This window comes from Mangrovimonas spongiae (assembly GCF_003944795.1).
In the GTDB taxonomy this organism is placed as follows: domain Bacteria; phylum Bacteroidota; class Bacteroidia; order Flavobacteriales; family Flavobacteriaceae; genus Mangrovimonas; species Mangrovimonas spongiae.
The window spans coordinates 20,155-43,731 of the sequence record NZ_RWBG01000002.1; the positions used below are offsets into that span (position 1 = coordinate 20,155).

A 23,577-nucleotide genomic window follows, 5' to 3' on the forward strand; every position below is an offset into this window, starting at 1 on the left:
ATTTATTGCAATTGAATTTTTATAACTTGTTTAGTTTGTTGTGTTACTTTATATCTGTCGTCGGCACGTTGCCCCATTATCCAAACAATATCATCACCAGAACAAAGTACCAAAATACGTTCTTTTTCAAGTAAGGACACTTTCTCATCTTTTAAATATTTGCTTACTTTTTTTTTACCACGCATTCCAAAGGGATAAAAATAGTCGCCTTTTTGCCATTGTCTTACACACAACGGGTATTTTAACAAATCTTTATCAATGTAAATAATATTTGCTGTTGTTTTGGTAATATGTTCAACTTCTTGAAACGACAACTTTCCTGAGGGAGTTATCACGTTATTTTGGCCTTCCTTAATTTGAAGTTTTAGTTTCTCGTTACTTAGATTGCTGTTTTTTGACAAAATAAGATAATCTCGATTCTTTAATAACGTGTAATTTTTCGATAAAACTTGTTTACCTGATTGGGCTGTAAGTAAATTTATAACATCGTCCCACTCGGAAAACCCATAAGTGTTTAATAACTGATACAAATAAGCTTTAGGACTAGATAATGCTTGAATTTTTTCAATATTAAAGTAAATAGCATCCTCTGAAATCGTATCGACAACTTGATTGAACACCTCGTCTACCCTATCTTGAATTATGGTTTCACTTTCCTGTAAGTGTTTTTGCGTTTTTTGAAAGTTTTGTAAAAACGTTGTATGTAGTGCTTTTAATGTTGGAATAACCTCATGACGTAATTTGTTTCGTAAATATTTTGTAGAAGCATTACTACTATCTTCGCGCCAAGACAAGTTGTTTTCTTTAGCATACGCTTCAATTTCTGCTCTTGAAAATGGCAATAAAGGCCTAACGACATAGTCATTAATTTCTGGTATACCAGAAAGTCCTTCTATTCCTGTACCACGTGACAGGTTAATTAAAAACGTTTCCAAATCATCATCGGCATGATGCGCTGTAAGCACATAATCGAACTCAAGTTGTTTGGTTAGTTCTTGAAACCAATCGTAACGTAATGTTCTTGCGGCCATTTGTGTGGACACTTTTTGATTTTGTGCATAACTAGTCGTATCAAATTTTTGAACAAAAACTTCAACACCTAGGTTTTCTGCTAGATTAACTACAAACGTTTCATCGGCATCGCTTTCTTCTCCTCTAAGGTTAAAATTACAGTGTGCTAAGGTTATAGGGTAATTTAAAGCCTTCAAAACATGCGTTAACACCACACTATCAACACCTCCAGAAATAGCAATAAGTAAGTTACTATCTTTAAGAAATGGTAATGTTGTGTTTAAATGTTGTTGTAAAGCTTTAATCATGCTTCAAAAATACTATTTAATTTTCCAAAACCTCTCGCATAGCTTTAGCTTTAATTAAACATTCTTCATACTCTTTTACGGGGTCACTTTTTGCAGTTATGGCACCACCAACCGAGAATGAGACGTATTGTTTGGTTTTATTGTATAAAATGCTTCTGATAATAACATTAAAATCGAAATCGCCAGCAGGTGAAATATATCCTACTGCACCAGAATATACACCGCGCTTTGTTTCTTCTAAAGCTTCAATAATTTTCATGGCAGATACTTTTGGTGCACCTGTCATGCTTCCCATTGGGAATGTGGTTTCTATAATATCGATAGGATGCGTGTCTTTATTAACTATTGATGCAACTGTAGATATCATTTGGTGTACTTGAGGAAATGTATACACTTCGCACAATTCTTTAACAGTAACACTTCCTTTTGTAGCTGTTTTAGACAAATCGTTACGCACCAAATCTACAATCATAATATTTTCGCTACGTTCTTTTTCATCTATCTTTAAAGCTTCTTTTAGCTCTTTATCTTCCTTTAAGTTGGCGGAGCGTTTTGCTGTTCCTTTTATAGGTTGTGAAATAATTGTATTGCCTTGTTTTTTTAAATAACGTTCTGGTGAAGCAGAAAGTATATACTTATCTTCAAATTTTAAAAACGTTGCAAATGGTGGCTTTGAAATGTGATTTAAGTTAGCGTAAATTGCTAATGGGTTTAATGTGACTTCTTCTGCATAAAACTCCTGGCAAAAATTGGCTTCATAAATGTCGCCTCTATGAATATGTTCGAGCATATTTTCTACCTTACTATAATACTCATCTTTATGAATACGACGTTTTATTTTTAACTCTTTATTATTACTTGCTGTTTTTTCTGTTAGTTTATATGATATAATTGCATTTATGTCATCTTCTATTTCATCTTCAACCATATTTAAATATTGTATAACAACATCTTCGCCTTTAATAAAGAAGAGTTTTTTTGGTTGAAAAAACATAAGCTCTGGAAATTGCAGTCCATCAAAATTATTTGAATACAGAGCTTCTACATCGTTTTTTAAATCGTAGGATAAGTAGCCAAAAATCCAATCGTTTGTATTGGTTTGGTATTCTTTTAAGTTTTGAAACCCCTCATGGTAATCGGTAGAAATTGAGGTTAGCGCATCTACAGCTAAAACAGCATCGAAGTTAGAATAAGCATTTTTAAAGTTATTGGAGTCTAACCAAACAACTTCGTAAAATTGTTGCGCCCAAGCCAATAATTGCTCTTTAAAACTAGTTATATTGTTAGGATTATATGTGTACGTTTTTCGCAAAGACTATCCTTTTTTGCAAAGTACCGAATAAATGCTCTAGCTTACAAATACACTTTAATGAAAATAAAAAAAGCCCTTTTCAATTAAGAAAAGGGCAAGCAAGATAATCGCTGTTTCAAAAAAAAACTCCTAACAATTTATTAACCCTAAACAAATTTAGCTTTTAATTTCAACTTGATTATCTACTATTTCCTTAATAGGCACTATGAGCTTTCCCTGCTCAGTTTTTAATGTTATTGTTATATCATTTACGGCTACTATTTCTCCAGTTACTCCATTAAACGATACAACTTGTCCTAATACAAATAAACGTCTTGTGTAATATGCTTTTAATAAACTATCTACCACATCTCTAGCTCCAAGACCAATAGCTAATGCTAATGCTAACAAGAAGCCTGCAAGAATCATGGTAATATTGTTAGTAATTATACCGGTATCTATTCCGGCTTGATTTAAAGCTGTTATAGTAATGAATGTAAAAAGAATTAGAAAGACTATGCTACTTATTATTTTACCGCCAGAAAACCCTACTTCTTTAAAGAATTTTTGTAGTGTATTTTTTACAAAACCAGCAATATAAAGTCCAATTAAAAACAATGCTATTGCACTGATTAGTTGCGGTAAGTAACGAAGTAGATTGCTTATTTCTTCTGAAATAATGGTCCACTCCATAATTTGAGTTGCTAAAATTAAAAATATTAAAAACAGTCCCCATTTGGCGAATGCCGATACTATATTTATAATGTTGAAATTAAATTTTTTGTCTCCAAAAAACCTAATATCGTTAAGCTTATCATCTAATTTATCGGCTTTAATAATTCCTAATGCCTTTTTGATAATTTTAACCACTATTTTTGTTAAAATCCACCCTATTAAAAGGACTACTAGGGCTCCTAGAATTTTAGGTACTACTGCTATAATATCATTCCATATTGCTGAGAGTGAGTTTAGAAGCATTTCCTTCCACTCATTAATTTTATTCATGTTGATTAGTTTTTATATACTCTTTCTTTTACTTAATGTTCTTTCTATAACATCGCCTACGTTTACAGCAAATAGCCTTGATAAGTCCATCAAGAATTTGGCAAAAGCAATGTCTTTCATAACCTTACCTTTAAGCTCTTCTGGAGCTGCCCTTAAAGGTTTTTGCAATTCTTTAAACGGGTTTTCCATAACTAAAGCGTATTATATGCGTTAATTAATTTATCCTTGGCTCGTTTTAACCTCATTTTCACAGCGCTTTCTCCTATGCCAAGTATGCCTTCCAATTCATTAATAGTCAAGTAGTCTTGATACTTAAGTAATATGATCATTTTATCGTTTGGGGGTATTTCTTCTAATGCTATTTTAAGCTTATCAACTTTCATTTGATATAAACTATAGTCTTCTTCCTCATAGCTTTCTTCTTTTATTTCTTTAGCTTCTACAGCATTTTTTTCAATCTTTTTAGCTGTATTTCTTGTCACATAATTAACACAGTGGTTATATGTAAATGCATACAACCATGTTGAAAATTTTGATTTTCCTTTAAAAGACGATAACTTAACAAATAGTTTTAAAAATACATCCTGTGTTAAATCTTTGGCTTCGTCTGCACTTTTTGCAAAGCCATAACATTTGTTGTAAACCAAATCGGCATATCTATCGTACAGTATCTCAAAAAGAACAGTATTATTAGACTGTGTAATCTTGGCTACAAGCTCTTCATCTGTCATCTTTTTTGAAATACAATTCGGCCTCAATTATTACTATTCGTTTAGGTTATCTATTTTTTAGACACACTATTTTTATTGAAGTCACATTAAACTTAATTTTTTTATTTTTTTTAATCAAAAAACCATTAACACACTAAAATACAATGCGCTACTTGTAATAGTAATTATTATGGGGCGGGTTAAATCAAATAAAATATACCAAAAACAATACCAATTCTATATAGAATATTTATTACAAGGTACGTATTGGTAGTATTTTATATTATTTTTATGGTTTGGTGAGGTTTAAAAAAATAACTCATTAACAATAATGAAGTTGTCATTTATAACCTGATCTATGGTGTTTTAGATTGTTTAGACGTAAGAAAGAAATAAAACATTACAAAATTTAGCTTTTAAAAGGCTAATAGCATGAAAAACACATTATTTTAAAATTGGTTCTTATAATATTACAGAGTAAAAAACATGCAGTCTACCAAAACTTTTATAACTTTTTATACGATAATTATTAATCGCTGCGTTTTATAACCACTAAACATTTATTATATCTTAATTTATTTGTGAAACACTTTTACAACAAAATTCTCCCAAAACTAAAACCTTTTAATTTTGATAAGCATTTTAAATCGTACTTAAAAGATATTAAATGGGTACTTATTAATGGTATAGCAAACAAAAAAGTGGTTTATATTTTTAAAAATGATACACTTTTAGAAATCATAGAAAACACAAAAACAATAAAAACATCATGGCAACATATTGCCGCGAATTTTATTTCTATAAAAACTGAAGATGGTGAACAAATAGTCTCGTTACATTACAAAGATGATGACTTGCTAGTAATTAATAAAAAAGGTACCGAAGATTATGCTTTTTTTGTAGATGAAAGTAGTTATGAAAATGACTTAAATACAGAAGAAGATTTAAAAAACTTTTTATTAAATAAGTATATAAATAAAGCTAAAAATCTTATTAAAGAGCATGAGTTTTATTACATAAAGAACTTTAAAGAATATGGCCCTTATAGTGTAACCGAACTTTTAGAGCGCGTTAAAAACAATTTAGCAGATGAACGCTGCTTTGTTCGTGATATAAACGAACATGATTATAATAATCGTATTCGTATTTCAGATTTACTTCGAGAGTTATAAACAAAAAGCGCAAACTAAGAGTTTGCGCTTTTTGTTTATTGATAATATTACTTTTTAAACATGCAAAGCACGATCATCGGTTGCAGCTAATGCCGCTTCTTTAATCGCTTCGGTAAAAGTTGGGTGTGCATGAGACATTCTGGCAACGTCTTCAGCTGAGGCTCTGTACTCCATAGCTACAACAGCTTCTGCTATCATATCGGCAGCACGAGCACCAATCATGTGTACACCTAAAATTTCATCGGTATTTTTATCGGCTAATACTTTTACAAAACCATCAATATCCATACTTGCTCTAGAGCGTCCTAAAGCACGCATTGGAAACTGACCTACTTTATAAGTTACACCTGCTTCTTTAAGCTGTTCTTCGGTTTTACCAACAGCAGCAACCTCTGGCCATGTATAAACTACGCCAGGAATTAAATTATAATCGATATGTGGTTTTTGCCCTGCTATAGTTTCGGCCACAAAAACACCTTCTTCTTCGGCTTTATGAGCTAACATAGCGCCTTTTACTACATCGCCAATTGCGTAAATATTACTTGCGGTGGTTTGTAAATGCTCGTTAACTTCTACTTGTCCTCTATCGTTAAGTTTTACGCCTGCAGCTTCAGCATTTAAGCCATCGGTATAAGGTTTACGCCCTACCGATACTAAACAGTAATCGCCTTTAAACTCTACTTCGTTTCCTTTTTTATCGTCTGCCTTCACAATAACATCATCTCCTACACGCTCAACAGATTTTACCTTGTGAGAGGTATTCATTTTAAACTTGGCTTTTTTAAAGACTTTATTAAGTTCTTTAGATAACCCAGCATCCATAGTAGGAATAATACGATCCATATATTCAACCACAGTCACTTCGGCTCCTAGACGTCTATAAACTTGACCTAATTCAAGACCAATAACACCGCCACCAATAATAATTAAATGTTTTGGTACTTCCTTTAATTTTAAAGCCTCTGTAGAGGTTATAATACGTTCTTTATCTATCTCTATAAATGGTAATGTTGATGGTTTAGATCCTGTAGCAATAATAGTATGCTTTGCTTCAATTTCTTCGTCTTTTTCACCTTTTATAGTAATATGCGTAGCATCTTTAAAACTTCCCACACCTTGGTAAACATCAACCTTATTTTTTTTCATCAAGAAATCGATTCCGCCAGTAGTTTGATCTACAACTGTTTGTTTACGGGCAATCATTTTTTCCAGATTAACTTTAACATCACCTGGTATTTCAATACCATGATCTTCAAAGTGTTTTACAGCATCTTCGTAATGATGGGAAGAGTCTAAAAGTGCTTTACTAGGAATACAACCTACGTTTAAGCAGGTTCCACCAAGTACAGAATATTTTTCTATGATTGCAGTTTTCATTCCTAGTTGAGCGCAACGAATGGCAGCTACATATCCACCAGGACCAGAGCCAATAATGGCTACATCGTATGAGTTCATAAGATTGTTTTTTTCGTATTTATTAAAACGATAACAAAAATACGAATTTCCTTTTACTCAACACTGTTTTAAAAGCGCTTAATTTTAATTAACTAAACTGTAACAGCTGTAGTGTATTTAACCTCATTAATCACAAACATACTATGCGTGCTTCCTATATGGTTTATAGAGGTTAATTTATTTACTAAAAACTCCCGAAAGGCTTCCATATCTTTTACCACAACTTGTATTAAATAGTCGTAATCGCCACTAATATGATAACAAGACATGACTTCTTCTAATTTGGTGACCTCTTTTTCAAACTGAACCACATAATCGTGCGTATGTTGTACCAACTTAATATGACAAAACACGACAAAAGATTTATTAACAGCTTCCTTTTTTATTAAAGCGACATACTTATCGATTACACCTGATTTTTCAAGTTTTTTTATACGCTCGTAAACGGCAGTTACCGAAAGATTTAACTTTAATGATAATGCTTTGGTGGTTTGTTTACAATCGTCCTGTAATAAGGCGATTAACTTTTTATCTACCGAATCTAAAATCATCTTATTTGAAAATTATTCTAACATCATAATTAAAACACTAAAATTACAATAAAAATAACTGAAATATAAACCATATATAGAATAAAAATCTATAATAATAAACTAACATTGATTTTTAACCTGTTTATTCCGAATTTTGAAGTATTAACACCTAAAACAATAATATCATGGCTTTTAAACCCGCAAATAATATACAAGATTTACAATACTTTGGAGAATTTGGAGGTGTGAACCCTTCTATTTCCGACTCATCTACCTATACATTTTTATCGGCAAAAACTATGTTCGACACTTTTGAAGGAAATGCCGATGGTTGCTACCTTTATTCACGTCATTCATCACCGTCAAATCTATATCTTGGTGAAGCTTTAGCAGCCATGGAAGGCACAGAAACCGCTACTGTAACTGCTTCAGGAATGGGCGCAATTACCCCTGTAATTATGCAGTTATGTCATGCTGGAGATCACGTAGTTTCTAGCCGCACTATTTATGGCGGCACCTATGCATTTTTAAAAAATTTCGCACCTAAACTTAGTATCAACACTACATTTGTCGACATTACTAAATTAGATGCTGTTGAAGCTGCGATAACTAAAAACACAAAAGTATTATATTGCGAAACCGTAAGCAATCCATTGCTTGAAGTAGCTGATATTAGGGGGCTTTCTGAATTAGCCAAAAAATATAATTTACAATTAGTTGTAGACAACACCTTTTCACCACTATCAATTTCACCAGCAAAATTAGGGGCCGATGTTGTAATACATAGTTTAACAAAATTTATTAATGGTTCATCTGATACTGTTGGTGGAGTTATTTGTGGTACACAAGAATTCATCGACACTCTTAGAAACGTAAACGATGGTGCATGTATGCTTTTAGGAGCTACTATGGATAGCCTTCGAGCTGCTTCTATTTTAAAAAACCTACGCACTTTACATATAAGAATGCAACAACATAGCAAAAATGCACAGTATTTAGCCGAAAAATTTGAAAACGATGGTTTAAAAACTGTTTATCCAGGATTGCAATCTCATCCTTCTCACAAGACTTTCAAAAATATGATGAATGATAAATATGGATATGGTGGTATGCTAACTATAGATGTTGGCTCTTTAGACAAAGCCAATACCTTAATGGAAATGATGCAAGACAAAAACCTAGGATATCTAGCGGTTAGTTTAGGGTTTTACAAAACCTTATTCTCTGCACCAGGAACATCAACATCTTCCGAAATTCCCGAAGAAGAACAACAAGACATGGGACTAAGCGATGGGTTAATTCGTTTTTCTATTGGTCTTGATGCCGATATAGAACGCACCTATAATATGATGCACACATGTATGAAAGTCTTACATATACTCTAAAGTCTTTTTTAAAAATAATTGTTTAAGCCCAACATATTTAATGTTGGGCTTTTTGTTGTATTTGCAAAACTTCGGCTAATGTCGTAACATTACAATCCAAATTAACTAACTAATATATATGGAAAGCCAAGACATTAAGCCTAGACAACCACAAGACGAACATATTGTAAGTAATAAAGAATTAAATATTTGGGAAGCATTAATTCCTGTTTTTGCCTTGGTTGTCATGTTATTTTATAACGTGTTTTTTGTGTATGGCGATGATGCCTTAAGTGGAAGTAATCAATTTATTTTACTTTTAGGAGCTGCTGTAGCTGCCATAGTTGGCTTTTTTAACAAAGTATCTTTCGACCAAATGGTTGAAGAAGTTGCCGAGAATGTTAAATCAACCTCTGGAGCCATTATTATTTTGTTAATGGTTGGCGCCTTAGCTGGTACATGGTTAATTAGTGGTATTATTCCAACCATGATTTACTACGGACTTCAAATTTTAAACCCTACTATTTTTTTAGCTGCTAGTGTTGTTATTTGCGCTATTATTTCTATAGCTACAGGTAGTAGTTGGACAACTTCGGCTACCGTTGGCATTGCTTTAATTGGTATTGGCGAAACACTTGGGATTTCATTAGGAATGACCGCTGGAGCCGTATTATCTGGCGCGTATTTTGGAGACAAAATGTCTCCGTTAAGCGATACGACTAACTTAGCACCAGCCATGGCTGGAACCGATTTATTTACACATATTCGCTATATGGCTTTTACAACCGTACCCACAATTACAGTAGCATTAATTGTATTCATTATTATAGGTCTTAATATTGATACTACAGGTACTCCAGATATATCAGATAAACTTGCAGCAATCGACGGCGCTTTCACTATTTCACCTTGGCTATTTTTAGTTCCTGCAGCTGTTATCTTTTTAATCGTAAAAAAAACGTCACCATTAATTGCCCTATTAATAGGAACACTTTTAGGTGGTGTTGCCGCCATAATTGCACAACCCGATATTGTAGCTAATATTGCTGGTAGCGATTCGCTAACTTTTAAAGCTGCTTATCGTGGTGTTATGGATGCCATTACTGTTGATGTTGCTGTAGAAACCTCTAGCGCTGAATTGAATGATTTATTTTCTTCTGGTGGTATGAGTGGTATGTTAGGAACCATCTGGCTTATTGTTTGCGCTATGGTATTTGGTGGTATCATGGATGCTATTGGAGCATTAAGCAGAATTAGTAAAGCCTTATTAAGTTTAGCGTCTTCAACTTTTGGATTGTTTGCCAGTACAGTAGCAAGTTGTTTAGCTTTAAATGTTACGGCTTCCGATCAATATTTAGCATTAGTTGTACCAGGAAAAATGTTTAAAAAAGCTTATGAAGAAAAAGGACTTGCTCCAGAAAACTTAAGTCGTACACTTGAAGATTCTGGTACTGTCACTTCTGTATTAGTCCCTTGGAATACCTGTGGCGCCTACCAAAGTGGTGTTTTAGGTGTTTCGGTAGCCGATTATTTCTTCTATGCTATTTTTAATTGGTTAAGCCCGTTTATGACACTCCTTTTTGCGGCCTTTTCTATAAAAATAAAACAGCTAACAAAATAAACGTAACAAAACTACCTAAATACTATTAATTCTTCAAAAACACACTGTTTTTAATACTGATTTAATAAAACACCTGTCGTTTTTTTAACACAATTATCATTTTCTATTTAACAATAGTATTAAATAATTAAAATCAATTTTAAATCTAGATTTTGTGTGTAATTTTGTACCTGATTCAAAACAGAAATAGTAACAATTAAATAAAAACATAAACTATGGCATTCGTAGGAAAAAAATTCCCAAATCTAAATGTAGACGCAATGAACGATATGGGCGATACATTTAAGCTTAACGTATTAGAAGAAGCAGTAAACAACAAGAAAAAAGTAGTTCTTTTTTGGTATCCAAAAGACTTTACTTTTGTTTGCCCAACAGAATTACATGCATTTCAAGCTGCTATGGCAGAGTTTGAAAAAAGAAACACAATTGTAATTGGTGCTTCTTGTGATACTCCTGAAGTACACTTTGCTTGGTTAAACACACCAAAGGATAATGGTGGTATTGAAGGTGTAACATATCCAATTCTTGCCGATTCGAACAGAAACCTTGCTTCTACTCTAGGTATTTTAGATATCACTAACGAGACTTACAACGAAGAAACAGGCGTTGTAACAGTAGATGGAGACAATGTAACTTACAGAGCCACTTATATTATCGATGAAGAAGGTATCGTGCAACACGAAAGTGTTAACAATATGCCATTAGGTAGAAACGTAAACGAGTACTTACGTATTATTGATGCTTTAACTCACGTACAAGAAAAAGGTGAAGTTTGCCCAGCAAACTGGGAAGAAGGAAAAGATGCTATGAACGCCAATAGAGATGGTGTTGCAGATTACCTTAAAGCACACTTAAACTAATATATATGGTTAAGGAATTAGATCAAGATAATTTAGCTGATTTAGTATCTAATAACGACACTGTAGTTGTGCAATTTTCTGCCGGATGGTGTGGGAATTGCCGAATCATGAAACCAAAATTTAAAAAACTGGCTTCAGAAAACGAGACTATGGCGTTTGTTATTGCTGATGCAGAAAAATTCCCAGAATCTAGAAAATTAGCAACAGTAGATAATTTACCTACGTTTGCTACATTTCAAAATGGAGAATTTAAAAGTCAAGTTCAAACCAATAAGTTTGATGTGTTAAAAGAATTGGTTAACGACGTTAAATAATTAATAATGAAGTTACCTGTAATAAAACATTTAACACAATTTATAGAAGACAATGACGAAGATTTCGTGATTGAAACTATTGAAACCCTTGAAGCGTTAACAGAAGTTCCTTCGTTAAAAGATGAAGAACTAGATATTATTGGAGAGCTTATCTCCAACATGTATGGTGCCGTTGAAGTTAATAAAATGATTAAAGACGGAACACCCAAAAAAGAAGCCTTAAACGGCTTTATGAAACGCGTTATGGGATCAATAGATACCTAAGCAACTCCTTAAGTTGATTAATAGCACCCCTAAAAGCCTTTTGTTAATTTTAGCAAAAGGCTTTTTTTATGCTAAATTTACACTTACATAAAACACAACGCTCTTGAATAAAAAAGAATCCTTCTTAAAAAACAGACTAAAAAGTATTGGTTATGCTAGTAAAGGCGCTATAATACTTTTAAAAACAGAATCTAGTATACAAATACAATTTGTTATTGCTATTATTGTAACTATCTTAGGTTTTTATTTTAATATTTCTAATTCAGAATGGATGATGCAAATTTTTGCTATTGGTTTAATTATAACTGCTGAAGGGCTTAATACTGCTATAGAAAAAATAGCCGACTTTATTCACCCAGAGCATCATAAAAAAATTGGTTTTATAAAAGATGTAGCTGCTGGGGCAGTATTTATAGCTGCTATAACCGCAATAATTATTGGGCTCATTATTTACTTTCCTAAGATATTCTAAATACAATTATATAATAGGATAAACGTTTGTAATTTGTATTTTTGCTAACCAAATACCGCATGAATGGCGAAATCTAAAAAGAAAACTAAAACTTCAAAAAAACGACAATTAAAACGTCCAAGTTTAACACTATCCAATCAACAAAAACTCGTATTGGGTAGTTTTTTGGTTATTTTTGGAGTACTTCTTTTTATCTCGTTTATCTCCTATTTTTTTACAGGACGTGCAGACGAAAGTGTATTAACCCAGTTTTCATCTCGTCATATAGAAGCTAAAAACTGGTTAAGTAAAACTGGAGCTTGGCTAAGCGATTTCTTTATAAAGAAAGGGTTTGGTGTCGCCTCGTTTATTTTTGCAGGTCTTATCATGCTATCTGGCTTTTTTGTATTTTCTAATGCCAATAAAAATAAACTGAGAAAACATTGGATATGGGGAACCTTAATTGTTATATGGTTATCTGTAGCTTTAGGATTTTTCACTAGTAAAATTGACGTATTAGGGGGCACCATAGGTTTCGAAATCAATTCGTTTTTACAAGACTATCTTGGTAAAATTGGCACTATATTACTCCTTCTATTTGGACTAATCACATACTTAGCTATTCGATTTAAAATGACGGCAGAGAACTTTAAAACGTTATTCAAATCTGCACAAAAAGATCTAAAAAGTGATTTTGAAAATAGTACAAATGATACCGATACAAAACCTATTATTGATAACGATCTTACAGCAGAAGCCGAAGACATAAAGTCAACTTTCGATCTTGACTCAAAACAAGACACTTCAAATTCTAACAAAGAAAAAACAGAAGAAACCACAAAGAGTGATTTAGAAATTTCTACGCCTGTTGAAGAAGAAAAAGAAGAAGATATAGCTATTGAAGTAGAACAGGCACCTGAAGAAGAAGCTGAAAGCGATAATCTATCTAATAAACTAGTGGAAGATTTTGGTGAATTCGACCCTAAATTAGAACTAAGTAAGTTTCAATTTCCACCACTAGATTTACTTAAAAAGTACGATAGCGAGGGCATTACCATAAATCAAGAAGAACTAGAAGAAAACAAAAACAGAATTGTCGAAACCTTAAACAATTATAAAATTGGTATTTCTAGTATTAAAGCCACTATTGGTCCAACAGTAACGCTTTACGAAATTGTGCCCGAAGCAGGTATTCGAATTTCTAAAATTAAAAATCTAGAAGACGATATTGCACTGTCGCTTTCGGCATTGGGTATTCGTATTATTGCACCTATTCCAGGACGTGGTACCATAGGTATAGAAGTTCCTAATAAAAACGCTACCATTGTTTCCATGCGTTCTGTAATAGCCTCTCAAAAGTTTCAAAAAGCAGACATGCACTTACCTATCGCTTTAGGTAAAACTATTAGTAACGAAACCTTTGTTGTAGACTTAGCTAAAATGCCACATATGCTTATGGCTGGTGCTACTGGACAAGGTAAATCGGTTGGTTTAAATGCCGTATTAACATCCTTATTGTATAAAAAACATCCTGCAGAAGTTAAGTTTGTACTTGTAGACCCTAAAAAAGTAGAATTAACATTATACAATAAAATTGAACGCCATTATTTAGCAAAGTTACCTGATAGTGAAGAAGCTATAATTACCGATAACACCAAGGTTATAAACACCTTAAATTCGCTTTGTATTGAAATGGACGATCGTTACGAACTGCTAAAAAATGCTATGTGTCGTAACATTGCCGAATACAATGCTAAATTTAAAGCCAGAAAATTAAATCCCAATGATGGACACCGCTTTTTACCTTACATTGTTTTAGTTGTTGATGAATTTGCCGATTTAATTATGACCGCTGGTAAAGAAGTAGAAACACCTATTGCTCGGTTAGCTCAGTTAGCACGTGCTATTGGTATTCATTTAATTATTGCCACGCAACGTCCATCGGTTAACGTAATTACAGGTATTATAAAAGCCAATTTCCCAGCGCGTATTGCTTTTAGGGTAACCTCTAAAATAGATTCCCGTACCATTTTAGATGGTGCCGGAGCCGATCAATTAATTGGTCGTGGTGATATGCTATACACACAAGGAAACGACATGATACGACTTCAATGTGCTTTTGTAGATACACCAGAAGTTGAAAAAATAACCGATTTTATTGGGTCGCAAAAAGCCTATCCAGATGCTTATCTTTTACCAGAGTACGTTGGTGAAGAAAGTGGCACAAGTCTTGATGTAGATATAGACGACAGAGATAAACTATTTAGAGATGCTGCCGAAATAATTGTTAACGCTCAACAAGGATCGGCTTCCCTACTCCAACGTAAACTAAAATTAGGATACAACAGAGCAGGTAGAATTATAGATCAATTAGAAGCCGCTGGCATTGTTGGTGGTTTTGAAGGCAGTAAAGCACGACAAGTTTTAGTACCGGATCTTGCAGCTCTTAATCAGTTATTAGAAGAAGAAAAACAATAATTTTTTTGAACCATAGTATAATGAAGAATATATTTTTAATTGTAACACTAATAATTTCAACACTTAGTTTTTCACAAGATAAAAAAGCACAAACACTCCTAAATGAAGTCTCTAGTAAAGCAAAAGCCTATAACAATATATCTATAGACTTTAAATATACGTTAGAAAACCTTTCGGAAAACATTAAACAAGAAACCAGAGGCGATGTTGTTTTAGAAGGCGATAAATACCGCTTAAATATTTTAGGATCGACAAGAGTTTACGACGGAAAAACACTTTACAGTATTAGCCCAGACGATGAAGAAGTGACTATTTCAACAGAAAATGCCGATGATGAAAATAGTATTACGCCAAGTAAAATGCTAACATTTTACGAAGATGGCTACACCTATAAAATGGATATTACACAAAATGTTAAAGGACGTAAAATTCAGTATGTTAAATTAACACCTATCGATTCTAATGCCGAGATAAAATATGTATTACTAGGTATCGATGCACAAACAAAACACATTTATAACCTTATCGAGGTTGGAAACAACGGAACAAAAACCACATTAACTGTTAATTCTTTTAAAACAAATCAACCTATTTCAAAGTCCTTATTTACCTTTGATGAAAATAAGTACAAAGATTACTACATTAATAAACTAGATTAGGTTTTAATTGAAAATACTAGACCGTTACATACTCACCTCCTATCTTAAAACGTTCATCAGTGTACTTGTCATACTACTGATGATCTTTGTTTTACAAGCCGTTTGGTTATACATCAAGGAACTTGCTGGAAAAGACCTAGATGTTATGGTAATTGCTAAATTTTTAATTTACGTAATACCAGAGCTTATGCCATTGGTTTTACCGCTTACCATTTTGCTTACCTCCATTATGGTATTTGGTAATTTTGCAGAAAACTATGAGTTTGCGGCTATGAAGTCTACTGGAATTTCTTTGCAACGCGCCATGAGAAGTTTGGGTGTTTTTATTGTACTCTTAGCTATCACAACGTTCTTTTTTAGTAATAATGTTATTCCTTGGGCAAAATATAATTCTTACAACCTTAGAAAAAATATTGCAAAACTTAAACCAGCTATGGTTATTGCCGAAGGTCAGTTTAACGAGGTTGGCGACCAATACAATATTAAGGTAGCCAAAAAATCTGGTGATCGCGGGCAATTTTTAGAAGAAGTCATTATTCATAAAAAAACGGGTAATAAAACAGGAAACTATACTACTATAATTGCAAAAAACGGAGAACTTAGCGGAAATGAAGAATCCGATGTATTAAAGCTTATTTTATTTGATGGGTATTTTTACGACGACACACCACCTAAAGATTATAAAGACCGTCAAAAACGTCCTATGACAAAAAGTTACTTTGAAAAGTATACTATAAATGTCGACTTATCAAACTTAAATAACGTTGATTTAGATCAAAAAAACGTATCCGATAAGTATGATATGCAAAGCATAAAGGACTTAAACTACTCGATAGATTCCTTAAAAGTAGCTCAAACAAACGATTTTAAAAATCATGCTAAAAACCTCTACACCCGAACTAATTTCCCTATTATAAACGCCGGTGTTAACGTAAAAAAGAGAGACACTCTTTATAAAGATAACTTACTATCGCTTTTTAACACAAGACAAAAAGCACAATTGGTAAACCTGTCGTTAAACACCTTTAAAAGCACAAAACAAATTGTGCAATCCAAAGAAAAAAACTTAAAAAACAATCAAATTTGGTTAAACAAACATATTATTGCCTTACATGAAAAACTTGCTTTAGGCTTTGCTTGTATTATCTTATTTTTTGTTGGCGCACCTTTAGGCGCTTTAATTAGAAAAGGTGGCTTAGGATTACCTATGGTTATTGCCATATTATTATTTTTAACCTACCATTTTATAGGTATTTTTGCTAAAGAAAGCTCTGAAACTGGTAGCATTAACCCGGCATTATCTCCTTGGATATCTACATTAATTATGTTGCCGTTAAGTGTTTATCTTACAAAACGTGCTACAGAAGACAGAGGTTTATTTGAATTTGACCACTTAATCGAACCCATTAAAAAATTACTTAAAATTAAACATAAAGATGATGAAGAGCGTAAAGAAATACCCGATGCTGTAGCAGATATTATTGAAGATAAAAAGCCTAAAACACCTCAATTAAGTGTAGAAAACAAACATACCGTTTTAAAGCTTCAAGAAGATTTTAACACCTATGCTAAATTTAGTTTAATATTCTGGATTTGTGGTGCTGTGTTTGTTCCTCTATTCTTTATCCTTAAAAACAATAAGCTACCAGAAATTGCTTTAATATGCATTCAATTAGGTATTATCTCTCTCTTTATCTATTTAATATACTACGTAATATCTTATATTAAACTCTTAAAACTCGATAGATTAGTTCCTAGTGAGTCTGGCCTTTCTAAAAATCTTATTCTTATTATTTTAGGAATAATACTCTACCCTCTCACCTACCTTCTAAGAAAAAACAAATTAAGCAATGACATTTCTGATAGTTTAAAATAACACTATCTTTGCATCATAAAAAAACAAGTTACTCCTCTCATGGCAACAGAAACTGCTAAAAATAAAACGACTATTACATTAAATACAATAGAAGAAGCCATTAACGATATTAGGCAAGGAAAAGTCATTATTGTAGTTGATGATGAAGATCGTGAAAACGAAGGTGATTTCTTGGCAGCTGCCGAAAAAGTAACCCCAGAGATGATAAACTTTATGGCCACTCACGGTCGTGGGTTAATTTGTGCGCCATTAACCGAAAATCGTTGTAAGGAATTAGACCTTCATATGATGGTAAATAACAATACCGATCCTATGGAAACGGCCTTTACAGTTTCGGTAGATTTACGTGGTAAAGGAGTAACAACAGGGATTTCGGCAAGCGATAGAGCTAAAACAGTAGAAGCTTTAATACATCCTGACACTAAACCATTTGAATTGGCTAGACCAGGACATATTTTTCCTCTTATAGCAAAACAAGGCGGTGTTTTACGTAGAACAGGTCATACCGAAGCAGCCATAGATTTTGCTAGACTAGCAGGCTTAAAACCTGCTGGCGTAATTGTGGAAATAATGAATGAAGATGGCTCAATGGCACGTTTACCACAACTTATGGAAGTGGCAAAACGTTTTGACCTTAAAATTGTGTCTATCGAAGATTTAGTTGCTTACCGTATGCAACATGACTCCCTAATTGAAAAGAAAGAAGACTTTGATATTGTAACGCGTTTTGGCACTTATAGACTAAGAGCCTATCAACAAACCACCAACAATCAAGTACATATAGCGTTAACAAAAGGGAATTGGGCAGAAAATGAACCTGTGCTAACCAGAGTTAACTCTACATTAATTAATAACGACATTTTAGGAACCCTAACCAATAACGCCGATAAAAAGTTAGACGACATGTTTAAAGTCGTTAATTCGGCAGGAAAAGGGGCTATCATTTTTATAAATCAGCAAAACCAATCAACCAATCTACTTAACAGGCTTCACACTTTAAAAGCTACCCAGAATGCTAAAGATGTTGTTAAGGCTCCTAGCATTAAAATGGATAATAAAGATTTTGGTATTGGCGCTCAAATATTACACGACCTAAACATACACAAACTACGTTTAATCTCTAATAGCGAACAAACTAAACGTGTTGGTATGATTGGTTATGGGTTGGAAATTATAGATTATGTTAATTATTAATCTAACACCTCAAATTCCTTAAACAGTCCTTTTGCCTTAGCATTAGGAACTTCAGAAATAAAAGCATACTTGCCAGGTTTTAAATCGGCATAAAAATAGCCTGTGCTGCCTTGGAAGGCATCATTAAAACCTCCTAAAAACGTAATGCCATTAGGTACAGGAGTTATAAACCCTTTTGGATCGTACCAAACCATCCAAGACTCTAATTCATCTTTGTTAGCATAATCCTCTAGCTTTACTAGATGCACATCGGTTGAAGCAAAGTTTTCATGTAGTTTTTGACTTTCAACATTAACTTGAAAAATATGTTTTCCTGTACGAATATCAGGGTTAAAGTGAAAACCATCTTCTCTTATATTTATTGTATCTGTTGCTTGTGGTGCTACATTACCGCTAGTTGTTTCACTTACAAAAACCTGCTTAACCATCCCCATAGTAGAGTGAAATTTACCGTTAGGCATTTTTACATAACACTCCATACTATATAAACCTGGTTCCAACGAAAGTGCCGTATATGTTTTACTTTTAGGTGCGATTAATCCTGAACCTCCGGTAGGAATACATTTACTAAACCACTCTGGTAATTTACCAAAAGCAGCAAACCCTTCTTCTGCTTTACCTGCGTTAATAAGGTCCATGCCCTCTTCAAAAACAGGATCTGCTTCTTTTTTAAAATTTTCTGCGGTTATGCCTTCTGGCATTTTTGACAACCTAAAAAAATGTGTTTCGTTTGCTCTGTTATCATATTTAAAGGTATTCCAACCCGAAGCAATGGTGTCTGGCATTATAAATTCCATACTTTTGGTCAAGATATCTATGGTATTAGTTGGTATTTTCACCGTTTCCTCTACCACTTTTGTCTCAGTAATAGACTCAGCTTTTTTATCACTTTTACAGCTTAAGAGCATTGTAAACAAGCTTACAAGACATAGGAAGTTTTTAAAAATATTTTTCATAAGTAATTGATTATTTGTTTGTTGTTAAGTTACTACAAAAAAATGAATTGACTATTTTCACATTATAGTCTATACATTATTTGTAACGTATATTTTATCTAGGTTAAAGGTTAATTCTTAAAAAAAATCTTAATTATTTGTATCTCGATAAAATAATTCTGCCGAATAGTCTGTACCATTAATGGATTGTTGGACAGTTATTGTATGATTTTGAAGATTAGTAATTTTTAACCAAATTGTATTAGAAACCTGTCCAGTACCTTCAAGATTATCTATTCTTATTATTCTTGAATCCTCATCTTCAAACACCCAATTTCCAGTTCCAGTATATTCTGTACCTTGTACTATCTTCTTCTGTTGATATTCTCCATTTGAATGAAAATATATATCAGCTGCAAAATCATTTGAGTCGTACCACCACTTATCTAAAAGAGATGGCGTTTCAGAAGGATTTTGAGCATCATCATCGCTACTACAACTTGTTACTAGAGTAAGTAGTAATATAAAAGTGCCTACTAATCTTAAATAATGACCATTTTTCATAAGTTTTATGTTTATTTTATAATAATTCGTTTGGTAACTTGCTTGTCACCTATTGTTATTTTTAACAGATACATCCCTGAACTTAAGTTGTTCACATCGATTTTATTTTTATTTTCTACAGAAAGTTCTAATTTCCCTAGTATGTTGTATAAGTCAAGCTTATCAACCTCTGTATTTGAAGTGACCGTTAAGGTTTCAGAAACTGGATTAGGGTAGACTTTTATACTACTCAAAACTACTTCTTGATCAACATCTAAGGTTTGATCCTCCTGAAGTGGATTGATAAACCCCTCAGACACTAAAATACTTCCTCCACTAACTTCCTGAATATCAACCTCGCCAATAGTGTATATTAATTCAATATTACCATTAAATACACTAGTACCACCACTGTCTATACTGAATTTTTCTATGGTTTGGGCGGTGCCTGAAAACCACAGTAGAGAGATTATTAAAAAACTGGTTGTTAATTTCATACTTGTTTTTTTATTATGAGATTGCCACGTCGCTACACTCCTCGCAATGACAAAGTTCTTTTGGTTTTACTTCTCGATACATCCAGAGCTTTCTGCCGAAAGCCTGTACACTCGAAGTGACGGTAGAGCGAAAATTATTAATTGATTTCATTTTTGCTTTTTTAATTGAGAGTCCTCCTCGTCCCTACGCTCCCGATGTTTTTATTTGGACATCAATGCTCGTAATGACGCAGCGTCACTGCGAGGACGTAGGACACGGTAGTCTCTTTTATTGTTGAGATTGCTTCGTTGCACTTGCCATGACGGCCTTATCGTTATGCTTGTTTTTTTCTAGAGCTTCTACTCTTTTTAGGAGAGCCTCTAAGACTTGGCTTTGCTCTGCACTAGCCGTTTCCTGATTTTGGATGGTTTGGGCTTGCTGATCTATAATAGCTTGCTGCTCTTGTATAGCCTTAATAAGTACTGGTATAAGCTCCGTATAGCTAACACTTAAGGTTTTGTCTTTATCTCCTGCCTCGTGTACTATCTCGTTGATGATAGGCTGTACTTCTTGAGCGATAAGTCCTAAGGTTTTACGGGTTTGCACTCCGCGGTTTTTCCAGTAGTATTGCTTGGGTGCCAGTTGTAGCACTTCCTCTAAACCATAGGGCAAGGTTTCTATATTACGTTTTAACCGGCGATCGCTACTATGCACTACGGCACCACCAGCATACACATCGCCACCACTTTGCTGTAAATACAGCCCAGAAGCGATCCCATTGTTACGTGCCAAAATCTCGTTACTATCTATCACAATATTGTCTCCCGTAACATCTCCCAACACCACAAACCCTGAAGTATCTGCATAGGTTGCATCTGTTCCTCCTGTAATATGCAGCTTACTGACTGGATTGGATGTTGTGATGCCTACATTACCACTCTGAACTACAGTAAAGGCATTACTTCTAGCTGTGCTATTAGTTCCATTACCTATTTGAAAAAGAGAAGTGGTTGTAGCAGATTCATTATTAAAGTAACCTACAACAGTAGAAGAGAAGTCATCTGCTATAGTATTATATCCTATAGCTGTTGAATGAGTTCCTGAAGCAAGTGTACCACTACCCATCGCTGTTGAAGTTTCTCCTGAAGCAATTGTACCACTCCCCATTGCTGTGGAGGTTAGTCCAGATGCTTCAGTTTCGTTACCCATTGCTGTTGAACTTATTGATGAAGCTATTGTTAGCGTCCCCATTGCTGTTGAGCCCATTCCTGAAGCTATTGTTTGCGCTCCCAATGAGGTTGCATAAATGTTATTAGCTTCAACTTGATAACCTAATGCTACCGAATAATCTCCAGATGCTACCGATTCATAGCCTCCAGCAAAAGCATTAGACCCTGAAGCACCTGACAAAGCACCAAAAGCAAAACTCGAAACACCTGATGCTATGGTATTAATACCTAATGCAACAGAATTGGATGCATTTGCTGTGTTGCCATATCCTGCCGCTAAAGAATAATTACCTGTAGCATAAGTTCCTCGTCCAAAAGCCATTGATGAGATTCCAATTGCTTGAGTACCCTCTCCAATTGCAACTGAACTCTCTCCTTCTGCATTACTAAAATATCCAGAAGCAAAAGATCTATATCCGTAAGCAGATGCCGTATCTCCTAAAGCAATGGAATTAGAACCACTGGCATTTGAACTTACACCTATTGCTGTCGAAAAGTTACCTGAAGCTTTTGTTAAATAACCCGAAGCAAAAGAATGTGCTCCAGTAGCACCACGCGTATCGTCTGATGACAAGCTTACACTTAAATCCACAGCATTCAACCCAATGTCACCAAAATTATTAGGATTACTACCAATCAATCTCCAACCCGTTCCGTTACCTTCATCCAAAGCTTCTAGACCTGTTGGTGAAGTTCCAGTACCTCCACCAGAATAATTGGCATCTGCATATTCTTTGGTAATGAGAGCTTTTGGGTCGGTAATTTGTTCTATTTCAAAGCTTGGGGCGGTAACGGTACCGTTTCTCAACACGGTTAATGCATTACTACGAATATCATTGGTACCATCAATAAATTTACCGTTTCCTACTTCAAACAAAGGATCGTTTTCTGAAGCTAGTAATGGATCACCACCACCAACATTAAATAGACCTATGGCAGTAGTATTTGGTGCTTCTGCTATCGTACTTTGTCCTAGAGCTATTGAAGTATGTCCTGAGGCAATTGTACCTGACCCCAAAGCCGTAGCTTGTGTGCCAGATGCCATTGTAATGATGCCCGAAGCAAATGAACCATGACCTGAAGCCGTTGTTTGATACCCTAAAGCAACGGCATAATTACCAGTAGCGCCACGAGTTGTAGAACTCGCGGGACTGTAGCTTAAATCAACTGCTCGATCACCAATTGTGCCATAAAAATCTGGATTTCTACCTATAAAGCGATAGCCATTCCCGCTGCCTTCGTTAACAATCTCCAGTCCTGTATCATTAGTGTTTTCAGCATATAAAGCAAAGGGTACTGCTTTAAATTCCGTGGTTCCCATATCGGTAAGTCCAGAACCTGTATCTATTTGAACTTTTAAAAAGTGTGAACCAAAATAGCTTCCCCAATTAATGGTTTCATAAACATCTTCATAGCCAGCCTCAGGGTTTCCTTCACCAATATTAGCTATAACAATGCCATTGGCATCGGTAGTTACTGTATGAGTTTCTATATAAACTGGATTCAAAAAACCTATTTCAGGACCTTCTAAAATTGAAAACTCAATGGTAATATTTTGGTTGGCAACTACATTACCCGAATCGTCCTTAATCAAGGCTTTATAGTTGATACCTTTTTGGGCTGTTGCTGTGCCCGCTAGCATAAAAAATAAAGCTACAAGCGGTAATATTTTTGATTTCATGGTTCTTAATTTTAATGGAAGCGATGGTCTAAAAAGGTCTAGCTTTGTCAATCTGAACTCGGTTTAGGTTCTAACTTGTAAAATCGTTTGATTGAGATTCTGAAACAAGTTCAGAATGACAGACTTTTTATGATTTTTTTAGACCA

Annotated in this window: 22 protein-coding genes; 11 read left to right on the forward strand and 11 right to left on the reverse strand. The window is 34.0% G+C overall.

Features of this window, described 5'->3' with window-relative positions; all coding sequences use genetic code 11:
* Positions 1-2: 2 nt before the first annotated feature.
* The 5 genes from tilS to EJA19_RS04470 form a co-directional block, all read right to left on the reverse strand.
* On the reverse strand, positions 3-1,319 hold the full coding sequence (gene tilS / locus EJA19_RS04455; protein WP_125467156.1) for a tRNA lysidine(34) synthetase TilS: 1,317 nt from the start codon (positions 1,317-1,319) through the stop codon (positions 3-5).
* A 16-nt stretch (positions 1,320-1,335) separates the two neighbouring features.
* Positions 1,336-2,631, reverse strand: a complete 1,296-nt coding sequence (pabB, locus tag EJA19_RS04460) for an aminodeoxychorismate synthase component I (RefSeq protein ID WP_125467157.1) — start codon at positions 2,629-2,631, stop codon at positions 1,336-1,338.
* 156 nt (positions 2,632-2,787) lie between these two features.
* A complete protein-coding gene (locus EJA19_RS04465; protein WP_125467158.1) occupies positions 2,788-3,615 on the reverse strand; it encodes a mechanosensitive ion channel family protein in 828 nt (275 codons plus the stop codon).
* Positions 3,616-3,627: 12 nt separating this feature from the next.
* Positions 3,628-3,804, reverse strand: coding sequence for a hypothetical protein (locus EJA19_RS12735; protein WP_170160049.1), 177 nt, complete (start codon positions 3,802-3,804; stop codon positions 3,628-3,630).
* A 2-nt stretch (positions 3,805-3,806) separates the two neighbouring features.
* Positions 3,807-4,346: an RNA polymerase sigma factor gene (locus EJA19_RS04470; RefSeq protein WP_125467159.1), complete on the reverse strand. Its 540-nt coding sequence runs from the start codon at positions 4,344-4,346 to the stop codon at positions 3,807-3,809.
* A gap of 560 nt (positions 4,347-4,906) precedes the next feature.
* Between EJA19_RS04470 and EJA19_RS04475 the strand changes: the two genes are divergently transcribed.
* Entirely contained in the window at positions 4,907-5,497 is a 591-nt protein-coding gene (locus EJA19_RS04475; RefSeq protein ID WP_125467160.1) for a hypothetical protein, read from the forward strand.
* 54 nt (positions 5,498-5,551) lie between these two features.
* Here EJA19_RS04475 and lpdA read toward each other — a convergent pair whose 3' ends face one another.
* Both lpdA and EJA19_RS04485 read right to left on the reverse strand, forming a co-directional pair.
* Positions 5,552-6,952, reverse strand: coding sequence for a dihydrolipoyl dehydrogenase (gene lpdA, locus EJA19_RS04480; protein WP_125467161.1), 1,401 nt, complete (start codon positions 6,950-6,952; stop codon positions 5,552-5,554).
* Positions 6,953-7,044: 92 nt separating this feature from the next.
* Positions 7,045-7,503 (reverse strand): Lrp/AsnC family transcriptional regulator, encoded by a 459-nt coding sequence (locus EJA19_RS04485; RefSeq protein ID WP_125467162.1) that lies wholly within the window; start codon positions 7,501-7,503, stop codon positions 7,045-7,047.
* 167 nt (positions 7,504-7,670) lie between these two features.
* On the opposite strand from EJA19_RS04485, the gene EJA19_RS04490 reads away from it, so the two are divergent.
* From EJA19_RS04490 to ribB, 10 genes are all read left to right on the forward strand, one after another.
* Positions 7,671-8,870 carry an aminotransferase class I/II-fold pyridoxal phosphate-dependent enzyme gene (locus EJA19_RS04490; protein WP_125467163.1) on the forward strand — a complete coding sequence of 400 codons (1,200 nt, stop codon included), beginning with the start codon at positions 7,671-7,673 and terminating at the stop codon, positions 8,868-8,870.
* Positions 8,871-8,988: 118 nt separating this feature from the next.
* Positions 8,989-10,470: a Na+/H+ antiporter NhaC gene (nhaC, locus tag EJA19_RS04495; protein ID WP_125467164.1), complete on the forward strand. Its 1,482-nt coding sequence runs from the start codon at positions 8,989-8,991 to the stop codon at positions 10,468-10,470.
* A gap of 215 nt (positions 10,471-10,685) precedes the next feature.
* Positions 10,686-11,330, forward strand: a complete 645-nt coding sequence (locus EJA19_RS04500; protein ID WP_125467165.1) for a peroxiredoxin — start codon at positions 10,686-10,688, stop codon at positions 11,328-11,330.
* A gap of 5 nt (positions 11,331-11,335) precedes the next feature.
* A complete protein-coding gene (locus EJA19_RS04505) occupies positions 11,336-11,644 on the forward strand; it encodes a thioredoxin family protein (RefSeq protein WP_125467166.1) in 309 nt (102 codons plus the stop codon).
* A 6-nt stretch (positions 11,645-11,650) separates the two neighbouring features.
* On the forward strand, positions 11,651-11,908 hold the full coding sequence (locus EJA19_RS04510; RefSeq protein ID WP_125467167.1) for a DUF6952 family protein: 258 nt from the start codon (positions 11,651-11,653) through the stop codon (positions 11,906-11,908).
* 103 nt (positions 11,909-12,011) lie between these two features.
* Entirely contained in the window at positions 12,012-12,380 is a 369-nt protein-coding gene (locus EJA19_RS04515; RefSeq protein ID WP_125467168.1) for a diacylglycerol kinase, read from the forward strand.
* 63 nt (positions 12,381-12,443) lie between these two features.
* Positions 12,444-14,837 carry a DNA translocase FtsK gene (locus tag EJA19_RS04520; RefSeq protein ID WP_125467169.1) on the forward strand — a complete coding sequence of 798 codons (2,394 nt, stop codon included), beginning with the start codon at positions 12,444-12,446 and terminating at the stop codon, positions 14,835-14,837.
* A gap of 20 nt (positions 14,838-14,857) precedes the next feature.
* Positions 14,858-15,496: a LolA family protein gene (locus EJA19_RS04525; protein WP_125467170.1), complete on the forward strand. Its 639-nt coding sequence runs from the start codon at positions 14,858-14,860 to the stop codon at positions 15,494-15,496.
* A 7-nt stretch (positions 15,497-15,503) separates the two neighbouring features.
* The gene (locus EJA19_RS04530; RefSeq protein ID WP_125467171.1) at positions 15,504-17,372 is read left to right on the forward strand and encodes an LptF/LptG family permease; all 1,869 of its coding nucleotides are present in this window, start codon (positions 15,504-15,506) and stop codon (positions 17,370-17,372) included.
* A gap of 39 nt (positions 17,373-17,411) precedes the next feature.
* The gene (gene ribB / locus EJA19_RS04535) at positions 17,412-18,566 is read left to right on the forward strand and encodes a 3,4-dihydroxy-2-butanone-4-phosphate synthase (protein ID WP_125467172.1); all 1,155 of its coding nucleotides are present in this window, start codon (positions 17,412-17,414) and stop codon (positions 18,564-18,566) included.
* On the opposite strand, the gene EJA19_RS04540 is transcribed toward ribB, so the two are convergent.
* The 4 genes from EJA19_RS04540 to EJA19_RS04555 all read right to left on the reverse strand — a co-directional run bounded on the left by EJA19_RS04540 (position 18,563) and on the right by EJA19_RS04555 (position 23,482).
* Positions 18,563-19,522 (reverse strand): hypothetical protein, encoded by a 960-nt coding sequence (locus EJA19_RS04540; RefSeq protein ID WP_125467173.1) that lies wholly within the window; start codon positions 19,520-19,522, stop codon positions 18,563-18,565. The genes ribB and EJA19_RS04540 overlap by 4 nt on opposite strands.
* A gap of 129 nt (positions 19,523-19,651) precedes the next feature.
* Complete coding sequence (locus EJA19_RS04545; protein WP_125467174.1) at positions 19,652-20,065, reverse strand: hypothetical protein; 414 nt, start codon at positions 20,063-20,065, stop codon at positions 19,652-19,654.
* An 11-nt stretch (positions 20,066-20,076) separates the two neighbouring features.
* Positions 20,077-20,541 carry a T9SS type A sorting domain-containing protein gene (locus EJA19_RS04550; protein WP_125467175.1) on the reverse strand — a complete coding sequence of 155 codons (465 nt, stop codon included), beginning with the start codon at positions 20,539-20,541 and terminating at the stop codon, positions 20,077-20,079.
* 268 nt (positions 20,542-20,809) lie between these two features.
* Positions 20,810-23,482, reverse strand: a complete 2,673-nt coding sequence (locus EJA19_RS04555) for a tail fiber domain-containing protein (protein ID WP_125467176.1) — start codon at positions 23,480-23,482, stop codon at positions 20,810-20,812.
* Positions 23,483-23,577 lie beyond the last annotated feature (95 nt).